We start from the raw sequence: 14,242 nt of genomic DNA, 5'->3' as shown, positions 1-14,242 counted from the left end.
ACCCACCCCACCCGGCCAAGAGGCGGTCCGCTCCGGCCCGCCTCGCCCGAATCGTGTGCACCGAGGATCTGATGGAGCAATTCCTCCTGGCGACCGCGTTCGTCCTCGTGGCGGGCGCCGGCATCGCCGCCGCGGTCCTGCTGCTGCGCCAGCGGCGGGCGACCGCCGCGCTGCGCGAGCGGACCGCCGCGCTGGAGCGCGGCCTGGAGCTGCGGGAGAAGGAGCTGCGGCACCTGGCCGACGTCCGGCTGCCCGAGCTCATGGAGTCGCTGAGCAACCCGGGCCTGCGGGTCGCGGGCCCGCTGCACGACCTGGACCGGGAGGCGCCCGAGTTCGCGCGGTCGCTGCAGACCGTGACGGACCTGTTCGCCGGGTCCGCGGCGCGCGTGAAGGAGCGCGCGGACCGGTCCGCGAAGTCGACGCTGCGGGCGATGATGCGCGCCGTGCAGAGCCTCGCGAACGAGCAGCAGCTCGCCATCTCGACCATGCAGGAGCGCCACGACGACCCGGACGTGCTGGAGGGCCTGCTCCGCATCGACCACATGAACGCCCAGCTCGGACGGCGCGCCCAGGCCACCGCCGTGCTGTGCGGGTCGTGGCCGGGGCAGCAGCGCTCGGCGTCCTCCATGACCGACGTGGTGCGCGGCGCGACGTCCCGCATCCGCGACTACCTCCGGGTCAACCTGGAGGGGACGGTGAACAGCGCGGTGACGAGCCGGGCCGTCGAGCCGGTCGTGCTGACGCTGGCCGAGCTGCTCGACAACGCCGCGCGGCACTCGCGGCCCGACACCTCCGTCGAGGTCAACTTCCGCTCCACGCACAACGGCGTCGCCATCACGATCGACGACGCCGGGGTCGCGATGGACGCCGACGAGCTCCAGCGCGCGTCCGACCTGCTGTCCGGCGAGGCGACGGTGGACATCCACCGGCTCGGCGACCCCCCGCAGGTCGGGTTCGCGGTGGCGGGGGTGCTCGCCGCCCGCTACGGGTTCCGCGTGTCGGTCGATTCGCGCTCGCCCTACGGCGGTGTGCGGGCCGTGGTGTTCGTCCCGAGCGCGCTGGTCACCGAGATCCCGGACGAGCGCCCGCCGGAGGCCGCGCCCGCGCCCCGCCCCGCGGCGGACAGCGGCACGGGGCCGGAGGACGGCCCGTCCACGGCGGGCGGCCTGCCCAAGCGGAGCCGCCTCGCGGTCGCCGAACGGCCCGGCGAAACGGACGAGCGGCCCGGCACGAACGAGGGACCCGGCACGGCGGACACCGGGGAGTGGCCCGCGGCCAGACCGGCCCGGGAGACCGCGGCGGGCCTCGGCGCCTGGCAGCGCGGGACGCGGTCCGGCCGCGCCGCCGCCCCGTCCGGGGACGCGGCGGCCGAGGGGACCGCCGCCGAGAGCAAGGACCTGCGGCCATGAACGAGGGGTGGAACGGCGCGATGGACGACGGGACGAACCGGCTCGGCTGGATGCTGGACGACGCGCTGCGCATGCCGGAGACGCGCTACGCGATCCTGCTGTCGGCCGACGGGCTGCTCATGGCCCACTCCGAGCGGATCAGCCGGGACGACGCCGAGCGGCAGGCCGCGGGCATGTCGGGCCTGCAGTCGCTCGCCCGCAGCACCGCCGAGTTCTGCGGCGACCCGGACACCACCTGGCGGCAGACGGTCAACGAGTTCGACGACGGGTACGTGTTCCTCGTCGCCGCCGGCCCCGGCGCGTACCTGGCGGTGTCGGCGACGCAGCACGTGGACATGGAGACCGTGTCGTTCCGGCTGCAGGAACTCGTGCAGCGGCTGGGCAAGGAGATGACCAGCCCGCCGCGACCGGGCGCGGGCCGTCCCGCATGACCCGCCGCAGGAACGAGCGGGCGCTGGTCCGGCCGCACGTCGTCACCGGCGGCCGCGCCCACCCGACCCGCAACGTCTTCGACCTCGTCACGCTCGTCATCTTCAACGGCGACCTGCCCCGCCGGTCTGGGGGGACGACCCCCCAGGCCCCCCGGCAACCGCTTTCGACCGCCGGGCTCTCCCCGGAGAAGCTCCGCATCATCGAGCTGTGCCGCGGCGGCGCGCTGTCGGTCGTCGAGATCGCCGGGCACCTCGGCCTGCCCGTCGGGGTCACCAAGGTCCTGCTGTCCGACCTCGTCGACGACGGGCACCTCACCACCAGGGCCGGCTCGGCGGACGGCCGGCAGTCCAGGGTCCGGCTCCTACAGGAGGTGCTCGATGGACTCCGCGCTCGCCTCTGACCCGCCCTACCTGCGCGAGACCGTGCGGACCGCCCTCAAGATCCTCGTCGTCGGGCACTTCGCGGTCGGCAAGACCACCTTCGTCGGGACGCTCTCGGAGATCCGCCCGCTGCGCACCGAGGAGCGGATGACGCAGGCGGGCGCGCTGGTCGACGACCTCGCCGGCATCGAGGACAAGACGACCACCACGGTCGCCATGGACTTCGGCCGCCTCACGCTGAGCGACTCCCTCGTCCTCTACCTGTTCGGCGCCCCCGGGCAGCAGCGCTTCACCCGGCTCTGGGACGACCTGGCGCGCGGCGCCCTCGGCGCGCTGGTCCTCGTCGACACCGCGCGCCTCAAGCAGTCGTTCGAGATCATGGACCTGGTGGAGCGGCAGGGCCTGCCGTACGCGGTGGCGGTCAACCACTTCGACGCGTCGCCGCGCTTCCCGGACGCCGAGGTCCGCGAGGCGCTCGACCTCGCGCCCGGCACGCCGCTGGTGTCCTGCGACGCCCGCGACCGGCGGTCGTCCACCCAGGCGCTGATCTCGCTCGTCGACCACCTCCTCACCCTCGACCCGGAGACGCCGTGACCGACCAGCCCCCTTACGGCGACGGGCCCGCGACCGGGGCGCCCGCCGAACCGGAGCGCTTCCCGATGTACGGGCCGGAGTTCGCGCGGGCCCCGCAGGCCCTCTACGCGCGGATGCGCGCGCACGGCGACCTCGCGCCCGTCGAGATCGCGCCGGGCGTCCCGGCGACGCTCGTCCTCGGCTACGACGCGGCGCTGGAGATCATGCGCGACCCCGACCGGTTCCCCCGCTGCAGCGAGGTGTGGGAGGAGGAGGTCGGCCCCGAGTGCCCGGTGCTGCCGATGATGATGACCCGGCCCAACGCGCTGTTCACCAACGGCGCCGTCCACGCCCGGCTCCGGTCGGTGATCGTCGACAGCCTGGAGCGCGTCGACCCCGCCGCCCTGCGCGAGCACGTCGCGGACGCCGCGAACACCCTCATCGACCGGTTCGCCGCCGACGGCAAGGCCGACCTCATCGGCCAGTACGCCCGCACGCTCCCGCTGCTGGTGTTCAACGAGATGTTCGGCTGCCCCCACGCCATCGGCGACAAGCTCGTCCGCGGCATGAGCGCCATCTTCGACACCGTCGGCGCCGAGGAGGGCAACGCGCTGCTCGCGGAGGCCACCCTCGAACTCGTCGCGCACAAGCGCGAGCAGCCCGGCGCGGACGTCACGTCCTGGATGATGCGCCACCCCGCCGCGCTGGACGACTTCGAGATGGCGCACCAGCTCACGCTGCTGGTCGGCGCCGGAACCGAGCCGGAGCAGAACCTCATCGCCAACGGCATCCTGCTCCTGCTGTCGGACGACCGGTTCGGCGGCGACCTCGCCGGCGGCAGCCTCCCCGTCGAGGACGCCCTCGACGAGATCCTGTGGACCGACCCGCCGATGGCCAGCTACGGGACGACGTTCCCCCGCCAGGACATCGACTTCCGCGGGTACCGGCTGCCCGCCCACCAGCCCGTCCTCATCAGCTACGCGGCCGCGAACACCGACCCGTCCCGGCGGGTCGGCGACCGGAAGGGCAACCGCGCGCACCTGTCGTTCTCCGGCGGCCCCCACACCTGCCCCGCCAAGAGCCACGCCCGGCTCATCGCGTCGGTGGCCATGGAAACCCTCCTGGACCGCCTCCCCGAACTGGACCTGGCCGTCCCGGCCGCCGACCTGGAATGGCGCCCCGGCCCCTTCCACCGCGCCCTGACATCTCTGCCGGTGCTCTTCGCAGTCCCTTAACGCGACGTGGTTGAACCGTTTGGGCTGGTGCGTGCGTACGGGGTGGTGTGGCTGCACAGGAGGCTGAGGCCGCCCCGACCGACCGGCCGATGCTCGCCATCGGTGCCGTCGCGCTCTCGCTGGTCGTCCTGGCGCTGGTCATGCGGCTGGGCGGGGCGCTCAGCGAGACCGCCGCGCCCGGACTGTCGCAGACCGGGGCGCTGACGAAGACCGGGCTGACGGTCGCCAAGCTCGGCGGAAACGCCGCCGCGGTCCTCACGGTCGGGTGGCTGCTCGTCGCGGCCGTGTTCGCCCGGCCGCCGTCGCCCGTCGGCCGCCGCTGCCTGCGGGCCGTGTCGCTGACGGCGCTCGTCTGGGCGCTGTGCACGCTGGCGCTGATCGTCTTCACCGCACTGGACCTGTTCGGCACCGGCATCGGCGGCCTCACCGGGAACATGATGCGGACGCTGCTCATCGAGCTGCCCCAGGGGCGGGCGCTGCTGCTCGTCCTGGCCGCCGCGGTCGCGCTGTCGGTCGCGGCTAGCGTCCCCCGCGTCGAGGGCGGCGCGGGTTACCTGCTGGCGGGCGCGCTCGCCGCGCTGCTCCCGCCGCTGTTCACCGGGCACGCGGCGAACGCCTCGTACCACGCGCTCGCCGTCTACAGCCTGGCCGCGCACGTGCTCGGCGCCGCGCTCTGGATCGGCGGGCTCGTCGCCCTGATCACCATCGGGCCCGCGCTCCGCGGCGAGCTGCCCGCGATCGTCGGGCGCTACAGCACGCTGGCGCTGGTGTCGTTCGCCGTCGTCGGCGCCAGCGGCGCCGTCAACGCCTGGGTGCGCCTCGGCGGCGTCAACCTCGGCTCGCGGTACGGGTGGGTGGTCGTCGCCAAGATCGCGGCGCTCGGCGTCCTCGGCGTGCTGGGCTGGTGGCACCGCCGCGCCACCATCCCCGCCCTGCGGGACGGCACGGGCGCGCGGCCCTTCCTGCGGCTCGGGACGGCCGAGGTCCTCGCCATGGCGGCGACGATGGCGCTCGCCACCGGGCTGTCCCGCACTCCCCCGCCGGAGAACGCCCCCGACACGCTCGACCTCACCGCGCTGCGCCTCGGCTACCCGATGCCGGGCCCGGCGGGGCCCGGCCCCTACCTCCTGGACTGGTGGCTCGACCCGCTGTTTTCCGCGCTGATCGTCACCGGGGCCGTCCTGTACGGGTTCGGGCTGCGTCGCGTGCGGGACTGGCCGTGGTACCGCGCCGCCGCCTGGTACGCGGGGCTCCTCGCCGCGTTCCTCGCCACCGGCAGCGGGATCTCCCGGTACAGCATGGTCCTGTTCAGCGCGCACGCCGTCCAGCACATCCTCATCGGGGTGGTCGCGCCGCTGCTGCTCCTCTACGGCGCCCCACTGCGGCTGGCGGTGCGGGCCCTGCGGGACGAGAACGCGCGGCTCGTCGCCGCCGCGGGCGGCTGCCGCGGGATACGGCTGCTCTGCCATCCGATCGTCGCGACCGTGCTGTTCCCGCTCAGCCTCTACGGCTTCTCCGTGTCGCCGCTGTTCCCGCCTTCGCTCAGCAACCACGCGCTGCACACGCTCGCGATGCTCGCCTTCCTGGTCATCGGGCTGGCGTACTTCCGCGGGACGGCCGGGACGCCGCTCCCGTTCGCCGTCCTGCCGCTGCACGTCCTCGCCGGGGTCGCCCTGATGCGGGACGGCACCGTCCGCGGCAGCTGGTTCGAGGAGCTGGGCCGCGGGTGGGGCGCGTCACCGCTGGACGACCAGCGGCTGGGCGCGCTGCTGCTGTGGACGGTCACCGCCGCCCTCACCGCCGCCGTCGCGGCGGCGCAGGCGCGTCACGGGCGGGGGCGGCGGTCCACGACCCGGCTGAGCGCCTCCACGACGGTCGGGTCGTACTCGGCGGCGGAGTCGTGCCTCAGCCGCTCCAGCACGGCCGCGCCCCTGTCCCGGTCGGAGGACTCGCCCACCAGGTCGTCGTAGGCGTTGGCGACCTTGATGATGCGGCCCGCGAGCGGCGGCGAGACCGGCGGGGCCGCGCCGCCCGGGTCGCCCCCCGCCCGGTAGGGGTGCGAGGACAGCTGCACGATGTGCGCCACCCGGTCCAGGACGCCGGTCTGCTTGATCACCTCGGCGCCGAGCTCGGCGATGCGGCGCTGCTCGGCCGGGGACGCCAGCACGGTCGCGCCGCCCGGGATCGGGTCGCCGAGCGACAGCTGGCCGATGTCGTGCATCAGCGCCGCGTACTCCAGTTCGAGGAGCTCCTCCTCGGACATGCCGAGCTCGCGCCCCATCGCGATCGCGAGCCGCGACACCCGGCGCGAATGGCCGGGCTCCACGTAGCCGCCGACCTCGGTGACGCGCGACAGCGCCCGGACGGTCTGCAGGTATGTGGCGCGGGTCCCGGCGTACCGGCGGAACGCGAACTGCGTCACCAGGATCGGCACCGTGAAGATCAGCAGCGCGGCCTCGCCCATCGCGGTCGTGGCGACCGCGATCAGCATCGCGGTGGCGCTGGTGGCCGCGCACAGCGCCATCTTGGCCTCGATCTCGTCCCGCAGCGCGATCCCGAACCGCGCCCGGACGGCCTCCGCCCGGATCATCGCGGCGATCAGCACATCGGTGAAGCAGGACGCGATCACGACGACGCCCATCACCGCCAGCAGCAGCTGCCACACGACGTCGAGCCCCAGCATCGGCCGGAAGCACAGCGCGATGACCGCGACGGTGAACAGCCGCCGCGCCATCGCGTCCGGACGCGGGGAGCGGCCCACCGCGAAGTGCGGCAGCGACCCGACCAGCATCCCGGCCGCGGTGACCGCGACGACCTGGAGCGCCGAGTGCTCGGCGGCGACGACGCCGAGCGGCGCGTCCGGCGGGGCGCCCTCGGGGCCGACGCCGACCAGCAGGGCGTAGCCGATCGCGCCCGCGCCGGCGACCGGCGCGACCTCCCGGTTGCCCGGCATCACCATCCGGAACAGCTCGCCCAGCGCGATCAGCACGCCGAAGATGATCGCGACGTCGGGCTGCCGCAGGCCGACCGCCGCGACCTGCGTGACCGCGACGACGACGAACAGCCCGGCGGTCGCGATCAGCAGCAGCTGGCCGGCGTCGATGCTCTGCCACGCGGCCCTCTCCCGGGCACTCTGGCTGCTCATGGGCGTCCCGTCACCGCCGCACCTCGTCGCCGGCGACCCGCAGCGGCGTGCTCGGGTCGTCGTGGTCCTGCTGGGTGGTCTCCACCACGTCGTCGTCGGGCAGCACGACCGGGCCGGGCGGCTCCCACGGGGTGCGCTCGAGCGCCCGCAGGAACGCCTCCACGATCACCGGGTCGAAGTGGTCGCCCATGCAGCGGCGCAGCTCCGCGACCGCCTCGTCGACGCTGCGGGCCGCCCGGTAGGAGCGGGTGGAGGTCATCGAGTCGAACGCGTCGGCGACCGCGATGACCCGGGCGAACTCCGGGATCTCGTCGCCGGCCAGGCCCATGGGGTAGCCGCGGCCGTTCATCTTCTCGTGGTGGTGCATGATGCCCGCGAGCGCCTCGTCCAGGAACCCGATCTCGCGGACGATCTCCAGCCCGCGCATCGGGTGCAGCTGGATCGCGGCGAACTCCTCCTCGGTCATCGGGCCGTTCTTCTGCAGGACCTTGGTGGGGACGCCGAGCTTGCCGACGTCGTGCAGCATCCCGGCGTACCGGATCGCCTCGACCCGGTCGGGCCGCATCCCGATCTCCTGCGCGATCATCACCGAGCCGCGGGACACCCGCTCGGAGTGCCCGCGGGTATAGAAGTCCTTGGTCTCGACCGCCTGGCAGAGCGCGGCGAGCGTGGCGGCGTGCGCCTGCTGCTGGACGTACGCCTGGTCCATCGCCCAGCGGGCGATGAGCAGCGGCAGCAGCACCAGCACGGCGGCGAACGGCCCTATCCGCGGCCACAGCCCGGCGATCAGCAGGCCGACCATGCCGTAGCCGAGGCAGCCGACGGCGAGCTGGCCGCTCTCGTGCAGCAGCTCGCGCGGGGCCGCCTGCCGGCTGAGCAGCAGCACCCCGGCCGTCAGCGTCAGGTTGACCAGGACGAAGGTGACCAGCGCGCCGAGGAACGGCCCGATGACGTTCTCGACCCAGCGGATCTGCTCGGGGTGGAAGCGGTCACCGCCGAGGAGCTGGAAGACCGTCCCGGCGGTGAAGCCGCTGAGCGCGAACTGCGCGCCGTTGAAGACCCGCTTGACCGGCGCGAAGATCCGCTGGCCGGTGATCACGGCGCAGAAGCCGACCAGCGCCGCGCCGACCGGTCCGAGCAGGACCACCGACGCCAGGCTCGCGGCGAAGCTCAGCGACACCCTGGCCCGGGCGAGGTTCAGCCGGGCGGGCGCCGAGTCGCAGACGAGGAACAGCAGTGCCAGCACGGCGAGCGTCCCCCAGTCGATCTCCGCGAAGGACGACGTCGCGATGAGGCCGACCGCCAGGGCGACCACGCCGCATACGTACGCCCAGGCAGGGAGTGGGAGTCCACGCATTGCCGCCCCCTCGGGGTGTGAACACCCGGCCCCGTCCGCGGCGGTGCGGGCCCGCGCGGGCCCGCCGGGACGGAGGAGTGTTCGGTTCGACTGGCGGGCCGCCGCCGGGCGTGCGCGTGCCTGCCGGCACTACACCCAGGACACGCCCTCGGGCATCAGCAGCGACACCGCCGAGGGGCTCTCGCACCGGCCGTTCACCGCCGGCTTCACACGCTCGAGCATGGCTCCTTGCCTCCCCCCGCGAACCGGGCCGGCCGGCCTCGCGGCCGGCCACCGGGACCTCGTCGGCCCCGGTTCTCGCCCGGGCGAGCACATACTCCCGAATTCACGGGCGGGCACGTGCTCCCGTCGCTGATTCCGGCCCAAGCCTAACGCGAACTGCCCAGGTCACACAGGCATGCGGAGAAACGAGAGCCAACTGTGAAGCGGCCGTCACCTTAAGTGATCAATTGCCCCGGGAGAATACACCGACCGTAATTGCACAGCGTCGATGCACGTCACAATGCACGTGCATTACCGGGCGTTCCCAATTATCCCCAGGAAATGCCCAGAAACGACCAACCATCGGCTTTCCGTCAGGCCGGGGCCATCCGTTCCCGCGCCCACGCCACGGTCTCCGCCAGCCCCTCGCGGAGGCCCGTCTCCGGCGCCCAGCCGAGGGCCTCCCGGGTCGCCCGCGGATCGACGGACATCGCGGGGAGGTCGCCCAGCCGCGGCGGCGCGAACTCCGGGTCGTCCGGCGCGCCCGCCGCCTCGGCGACCAGCGTGTGCAGCTCCCGGTCGGTCGTCTGCACGCCGGTGCCCACGTTGAGGCGCCGCCCGCCGCCCGCCTCGCCCGCCGCGCGGGCGAACGCGTCCACCACGTCCAGCACGTAGACGTAGTCGCGGGTCTGGGTGCCGTCGCCGTAGACCCGCGTGGGGCGGCCCGCCAGCAGCGCGTCCGTGAAGATCGAGACGACGCCGGCCTCGCCCTCGGGGGTCTGCCGCGGCCCGTAGACGTTCGCCAGCGTCAGCGTCGTGCAGTCGATGCCGTACAGCGCCTTGTAGGTGGCCGCGTACACCTCGCCGGACACCTTCGACGCCGCGTACGGGGACGCGGGCCGCAGCTCGGCGTCCGGCGGGACGGGCAGCGCGTCCGGCACCCCGTACACCGCGCAGCTCGACGTGAACACGACCTTGCGGCCGCCCGCCGCCCGCGCCGCCTCCAGCACGTTCGCCGTGCCCACCACGTTCGTGCGCGCGTCGGCCAGCGGATCGGCGACGCTGGCGCGCACGCTCACCTGCGCGGCGAGGTGGCAGATCACCTCGGGGCGCCGGGCCGCGGCGCGCTCGACGAGCGCCGGGTCGCCGACGTCCATCTCCCACAGTTCGAGACCGGGGCGGACGTTGGCGCCCGAGGACATGTCGTCCACGCCGATGACCTCGTGGCCGTCGGCGACGAGCCGGTCGACCAGGTGTGATCCGATGAAGCCGGCCGCGCCGGTGACGAGTGCGAGCACCCGAGAACGATACGACGCTCAGGCGCTGCCGGTCTTCTCGGCGTCACCGGACGCCTTGATGTCCCCGCAGATCTCCTCGATGCGGCCGAGCACCTTCGCGCGCAGGTCGGTGGGGGCCTGCTCGCAGCCGCAGGACTTGTTCACCAGCTTCTTGACGGCCTCCTCGAGGCCGTACTCGCGCAGGCAAGGGCCGCATTCGTCCAGGTGCTGCTGCACCTCGCCGCATCCGCCCTGGTCCAGCTCGCCATCGAGATAGGTGTAGACCCGCGCAAGGACCTCGTCGCAAGGGGTCTCGTGGTGGTCGCCACAGCTCATGGCTCACTCACCCTTCTCGTTCACCGCGCCGCGGCACGGCGCGGTGTCCGGCATCTCGCTACGCAGTACGCGGCAGGCGCGTTTCCCGCTCACTTGGCCCCTCCGCCCGTCCGCGTGAGACCGCGCTCCTCAGCGTAGTCCTCCAGCATGCCCCGCAGCTGGCGGCGGCCCCGGTGCAGCCGGGACATGACCGTGCCGATGGGCGTGCCCATGATCTCGGCGATCTCCTTGTAGGCGAAGCCCTCGACGTCGGCGAGGTAGACGGCGATGCGGAACTCCTCCGGGAGCTCCTGCAGCGCCCGCTTCACGTCGCTGTCCGGCAGGTGCTCCAGCGCCTCGGTCTCGGCGGACTTGAGGCCGCTGGACGTGTGCGACGCGGCGCGCGCGATCTGCCAGTCCTCGATGTCCTCGGTGGCCGCCTGCTGCGGCTGGCGCTGCTTCTTGCGGTAGGAGTTGATGAACGTGTTGGTCAGGATGCGGTAGAGCCACGCCTTGAGGTTGGTGCCTTCCTTGAACTGGTGGAAGGACGCGAACGCCTTGGCGAAGGTCTCCTGCACGAGGTCCTCGGCGTCCGCCGGGTTGCGCGTCATGCGCAGCGCGGCAGAATACAGCTGGTCCAAGAACGGGAGCACGTCGCGCTGGAACCGGTCGCGGCGCTGCTCCACGGTCTCCGTGGTGCCCTGTACCTGACCCACCCCCTCGGCTGTGGCGCCGCCGGCCTCGGCTAGGCCGATGACGCCGTATCCACCAGACGATAGCGGTCCGCGCGGCCTTCCCACGCGGGCGGGTGTCTGCGCGTCGCCGCGCGGGGCCGCGAGTCCAGGGCTCCGCTGCTGGTCGGCAACGGCTGTGGTCATGGGTGTGCACCTCCGCGTTTGGCCTGTGAGACGGTGCAACACCGGATGGGTGCCGCCGATTCCCGCACCCGGGGGTGACGCGGCGGACACGGGCCGCCGCGGGCGTCCTGCACGGAGGGTGACGCCTCCGGTAACGGGGAAAGAAGTGACATACACGGCGAGAACAGGAGCAAACGTGCACCCGGTGCCGTCGGCGCGAACGTCCGAGCCCACCATCGCCAGTCTGCGCGACATCTCCGGGGAGGGGGCGGGGGACGCGCTGGCGCGCTACTGGACCTTCTACTGGGCGGTCGCCGCCGCCCAGCTGACCCGGTGGCTGCCGCGGCGGCCGTCCCGCGTGCTGGACATCTCCGGCGGGCGGTCCGCCGCCCAGGCCGCCGAGGCCCGGCACACGGTCCTGGAGGTCCTCGACCCGACCAGGGGCGACGGGCGCCCGGCGGCGGACGGGGCGCCGCCCGCCAAGTGCGGCACCATTCCGATCATCGGCGACACCGGCAGCCTCACGTTCCTCGCCGGCGGCTCCGTCGACGCCGTGATCGCCGAGAACCGGGTGCTGTCCCGCCACCTCGCCACCGAGGGCACGGTCGCCGAAATCGCCCGCGTGCTGCGCCCCGGCGGCCGGGTCCTGCTCTGCGTCGACTCGCTGACCCTCGGGATGGCGCTGCTCGCCGAGCGCAACTACTGGGCGCACCTGTCGGACGTGCCGAGCGCCGAGGTCGTCCTCATCCCGTGGCCGGACGGCAGCATCACCCGCTCGTTCTCGCCCCACCAGCTCCGCGAGCTGCTCGGCGACGCCGGGCTCGAAGTGGAGTGGATCCGGCCCCGCACGGTGCTGTCCCCGTCGACCGTCGAGCACGTGCTGGCCGAGTCGCCCCGCGCGCTGCCCCGGCTGGTCCGCACCGAGCTGAACGCCACGGAACCGGACGAGTCCCTGGGCATCCACCTCCTGGCGAGCGCCAGGAGGAAGTGAGGCCGGGCCGCGGCCTAGCGCCTCCGGTCGTGCTTGGCCTGGCAGGTCACGCAGCGGGCGGCGTCCGGCCGGGCCTCCAGGCGGCCCTCGGGGACGGGCTTGCCGCAGGCCAGGCAGCGGCCGTAGGTCCCGGCGCCGATGCGCTCCAGGGCGGCCACGACGCCGTCGCGGTGCCGCTCCAGCGAATGCAGGGCGGCCTCCACGCGGTCGAGGGCGGTGAGGCCGGCCCCGGCGTCCGCGGCGGAATTGTCGCGCTCGGGGCTCTCCCCGCGCAGAATGGCGATGGACCGATCCAAATCCTCGAGCATGGCCTCGAGGCGGGCACGGGCTACGGCGATATCCACGACGCTGCGAACTCCTCCCGGCAGGGGGATCCCGGGCAAATGCGCTCCGACTCCGGCCGCCGCCGCGTTCCCGGCAGCGGTCAGAACAAACCGTCGGAATTGCTGCCTGGACTATCCCCGGAAAGCGCGGGTTCTATGAGCTCCGGTCCGTTGTTTCGCACGTTGTTGACCGCCTTTGACACCGGGTAGGCGTCCATTGTCCCGGCCATCGCGGGCACCAGCAGGCCCCGGACCTGCTCGGTCTCGGTCAGCGCGGGGTCGAGCCAGGCGTCCCAGCGGTCCGGCTCGACGATCATCGGCATCCGGTCGTGGATGCGGCCGAGGTCGTCCGGCGCGTCGGTGGTGATCACCGTGCACGTCCAGATCCACTCGTCCTCGGGCGACTTCCACAGCTCGTAGAGACCCGCCATCGCCATGACGGCGCCGTCATTGGGGCGGATGAAGTAGGGCTGCTTCTGCGGCTTCTTCTTCTTGGCCTTCTTCTCGCCCTCGGCCGGGTCAGGCGAGCCGCCCTGGTCCTGGCCGCCCTGGTCCTGGCCGCCCTGGTCCTGGCCGCCCTGGTCCTGGCCGCCCTGGTCCTGGCCGCCCTGGTCCTGGCCGCCCTGGTCCTGGAGGGTGTACCACTCGAAGTAGCCGTCGGCCGGGAGCAGGCAGCGGCGCCGCGCGAACGCGCGGCGGTACGACGGCTTCTCGTGCACCGTCTCGAACCGCGCGTTGATCATGCGGGAGCCGATGGACAGGTCCTTGGCCCACGACGGGACGAGCCCCCAGCGCACCGTCCGCAGCTGCCGGACGGCCGCGGCCTCTTCTGGGGCGTCCTTCGGGCGCCGGTTCAGGACGACCGGAACCTGCTTCGTCGGGGCGACGTTGTAGTCGGGCTGGATGTCCCCGTCGACGGCGTCGAGCTGCACCTGGAACTCGTCCAGCAGCTCCTGCCGCGCTCGGGTCGTGGCATAGCGTCCGCACATGGGTCCCATCCTGCCGTGCTTGAGGCGCGGCGTGATGGGCATGTAGCGGGTCATGCGACCCTTCACGACCCTGGCCCGTCCGTTCGTGGCGGCGCCCTACATCATGACCGGCCTGGAGGCCGTCCGGGACCCGCGCGAGCGCGCCGAGCGGGTGGGCCCCGCGGTCAAGCCGGTGGCCGACCGGATCGAATGGCTGCCGAAGGACCCCGAGACGCTCGTCCGCATGGAGGGCGCGCTCAGCCTGGGCACCGGCGCCCTGCTGCTGACCGGCAGGTTCCGGCGGCTGACGACGCTGCTGCTCGCCGCGCAGCTGGTGCCCGCGCTGGCGACCGAGCACCGCTTCTGGGCCGAGGACGACCCCGAACGCCGCGCCAGCGAGCGGTCCCACCTGCTGAAGAACGCCGGCCTGTTCGGCGCGCTGCTCATGGTGGCGACCGAGCCGCGCCGCCCGCCGCGGATGGCGGAGCTGCGGCGCGCCGCGCGGGAGACGCAGCTCAAGAGCGGCGCCGAGGCCAAGGCGCTGCGCCGGGAGGCCGCGGCCACGCTGCGCGACGCGCGCCGGGAGGCGGCCCGCCAGGTGCGCACCGCCCGCGCCGAGAGCGGCCGCAAGACCGCCAAGCAGGCCGCGAAGGCGGCCAAGGGCGCCAAGGCGGCCAAGCCCGCGAAGTCGGTCACGGTGAAGATCGCCAAGCCGAACGGCCTCAAGGGCCGCAAGCGGGGCGGCGCGATGCGGGGGCTCAAGGCCGGGGGCGCGAAGG

The 14,242-nt window shown here is 73.5% G+C and carries 14 protein-coding genes and 1 pseudogene; 8 read left to right on the top strand and 7 right to left on the bottom strand.

Going from position 1 to position 14,242, the window contains the following annotated elements; all coding sequences use genetic code 11:
- The first annotated feature begins 71 nt into the window (after window positions 1–71).
- From E1266_RS09245 to E1266_RS09220, 6 genes and pseudogenes are all read left to right on the top strand, one after another.
- Window positions 72–1,409: an ATP-binding protein gene (locus E1266_RS09245; protein ID WP_132045800.1), complete on the top strand. Its 1,338-nt coding sequence runs from the start codon at window positions 72–74 to the stop codon at window positions 1,407–1,409.
- Window positions 1,406–1,840, top strand: coding sequence for a roadblock/LC7 domain-containing protein (locus tag E1266_RS09240; protein ID WP_243718316.1), 435 nt, complete (start codon window positions 1,406–1,408; stop codon window positions 1,838–1,840). Before E1266_RS09245 ends, E1266_RS09240 begins: the two co-directional genes overlap by 4 nt.
- On the top strand, window positions 1,837–2,241 hold the full coding sequence (locus E1266_RS09235) for a DUF742 domain-containing protein (RefSeq protein ID WP_132045798.1): 405 nt from the start codon (window positions 1,837–1,839) through the stop codon (window positions 2,239–2,241). Before E1266_RS09240 ends, E1266_RS09235 begins: the two co-directional genes overlap by 4 nt.
- On the top strand, window positions 2,219–2,815 hold the full coding sequence (locus E1266_RS09230) for an ATP/GTP-binding protein (RefSeq protein WP_132045796.1): 597 nt from the start codon (window positions 2,219–2,221) through the stop codon (window positions 2,813–2,815). Before E1266_RS09235 ends, E1266_RS09230 begins: the two co-directional genes overlap by 23 nt.
- The gene (locus E1266_RS09225) at window positions 2,812–4,029 is read left to right on the top strand and encodes a cytochrome P450 (RefSeq protein ID WP_132045794.1); all 1,218 of its coding nucleotides are present in this window, start codon (window positions 2,812–2,814) and stop codon (window positions 4,027–4,029) included. The genes E1266_RS09230 and E1266_RS09225 overlap by 4 nt, the downstream gene beginning before the upstream one ends.
- 89 nt (window positions 4,030–4,118) lie before the next feature.
- Window positions 4,119–5,840, top strand: a pseudogene (locus tag E1266_RS09220) (cytochrome c oxidase assembly protein); the annotation flags it as partial.
- 14 nt (window positions 5,841–5,854) lie between these two features.
- Here E1266_RS09220 and E1266_RS39350 read toward each other — a convergent pair.
- From E1266_RS39350 to E1266_RS09195, 5 genes are all read right to left on the bottom strand, one after another.
- Window positions 5,855–7,174, bottom strand: coding sequence for an HD domain-containing phosphohydrolase (locus E1266_RS39350; RefSeq protein WP_132045790.1), 1,320 nt, complete (start codon window positions 7,172–7,174; stop codon window positions 5,855–5,857).
- A gap of 10 nt (window positions 7,175–7,184) precedes the next feature.
- Window positions 7,185–8,531, bottom strand: a complete 1,347-nt coding sequence (locus tag E1266_RS09210; protein ID WP_132045788.1) for an HD-GYP domain-containing protein — start codon at window positions 8,529–8,531, stop codon at window positions 7,185–7,187.
- 575 nt (window positions 8,532–9,106) lie between these two features.
- A complete protein-coding gene (locus E1266_RS09205) occupies window positions 9,107–10,030 on the bottom strand; it encodes an NAD-dependent epimerase/dehydratase family protein (RefSeq protein WP_132045786.1) in 924 nt (307 codons plus the stop codon).
- 18 nt (window positions 10,031–10,048) lie between these two features.
- Window positions 10,049–10,345, bottom strand: a complete 297-nt coding sequence (gene rsrA / locus E1266_RS09200; protein ID WP_132045784.1) for a mycothiol system anti-sigma-R factor — start codon at window positions 10,343–10,345, stop codon at window positions 10,049–10,051.
- An 89-nt stretch (window positions 10,346–10,434) separates the two neighbouring features.
- Window positions 10,435–11,124: a sigma-70 family RNA polymerase sigma factor gene (locus E1266_RS09195; RefSeq protein WP_243718319.1), complete on the bottom strand. Its 690-nt coding sequence runs from the start codon at window positions 11,122–11,124 to the stop codon at window positions 10,435–10,437.
- Between the two features lie 253 nt (window positions 11,125–11,377).
- On the opposite strand from E1266_RS09195, the gene E1266_RS09190 reads away from it, so the two are divergent.
- Entirely contained in the window at window positions 11,378–12,172 is a 795-nt protein-coding gene (locus E1266_RS09190; RefSeq protein ID WP_132045780.1) for a methyltransferase domain-containing protein, read from the top strand.
- Between the two features lie 14 nt (window positions 12,173–12,186).
- On the opposite strand, the gene E1266_RS09185 is transcribed toward E1266_RS09190, so the two are convergent.
- Both E1266_RS09185 and E1266_RS39345 read right to left on the bottom strand, forming a co-directional pair.
- Window positions 12,187–12,516, bottom strand: a complete 330-nt coding sequence (locus tag E1266_RS09185) for a TraR/DksA C4-type zinc finger protein (protein WP_165965997.1) — start codon at window positions 12,514–12,516, stop codon at window positions 12,187–12,189.
- A gap of 80 nt (window positions 12,517–12,596) precedes the next feature.
- Window positions 12,597–13,484 carry an SOS response-associated peptidase gene (locus E1266_RS39345; protein WP_132045778.1) on the bottom strand — a complete coding sequence of 296 codons (888 nt, stop codon included), beginning with the start codon at window positions 13,482–13,484 and terminating at the stop codon, window positions 12,597–12,599.
- Between the two features lie 52 nt (window positions 13,485–13,536).
- Here E1266_RS39345 and E1266_RS09175 point away from each other — a divergent pair.
- Window positions 13,537–14,242, top strand: a 706-nt coding sequence (locus E1266_RS09175; protein WP_132045776.1) for a DoxX family membrane protein, incomplete at its 3' end; no start/stop codon positions are given.

This window comes from Actinomadura sp. 7K534 (assembly GCF_004348575.1).
Taxonomy (GTDB): Bacteria; Actinomycetota; Actinomycetes; order Streptosporangiales; family Streptosporangiaceae; genus Spirillospora; species Spirillospora livida.
Note: the sequence above shows the minus strand (reverse complement) of the source record. Positions and strands in the feature narration are given on the sequence as shown.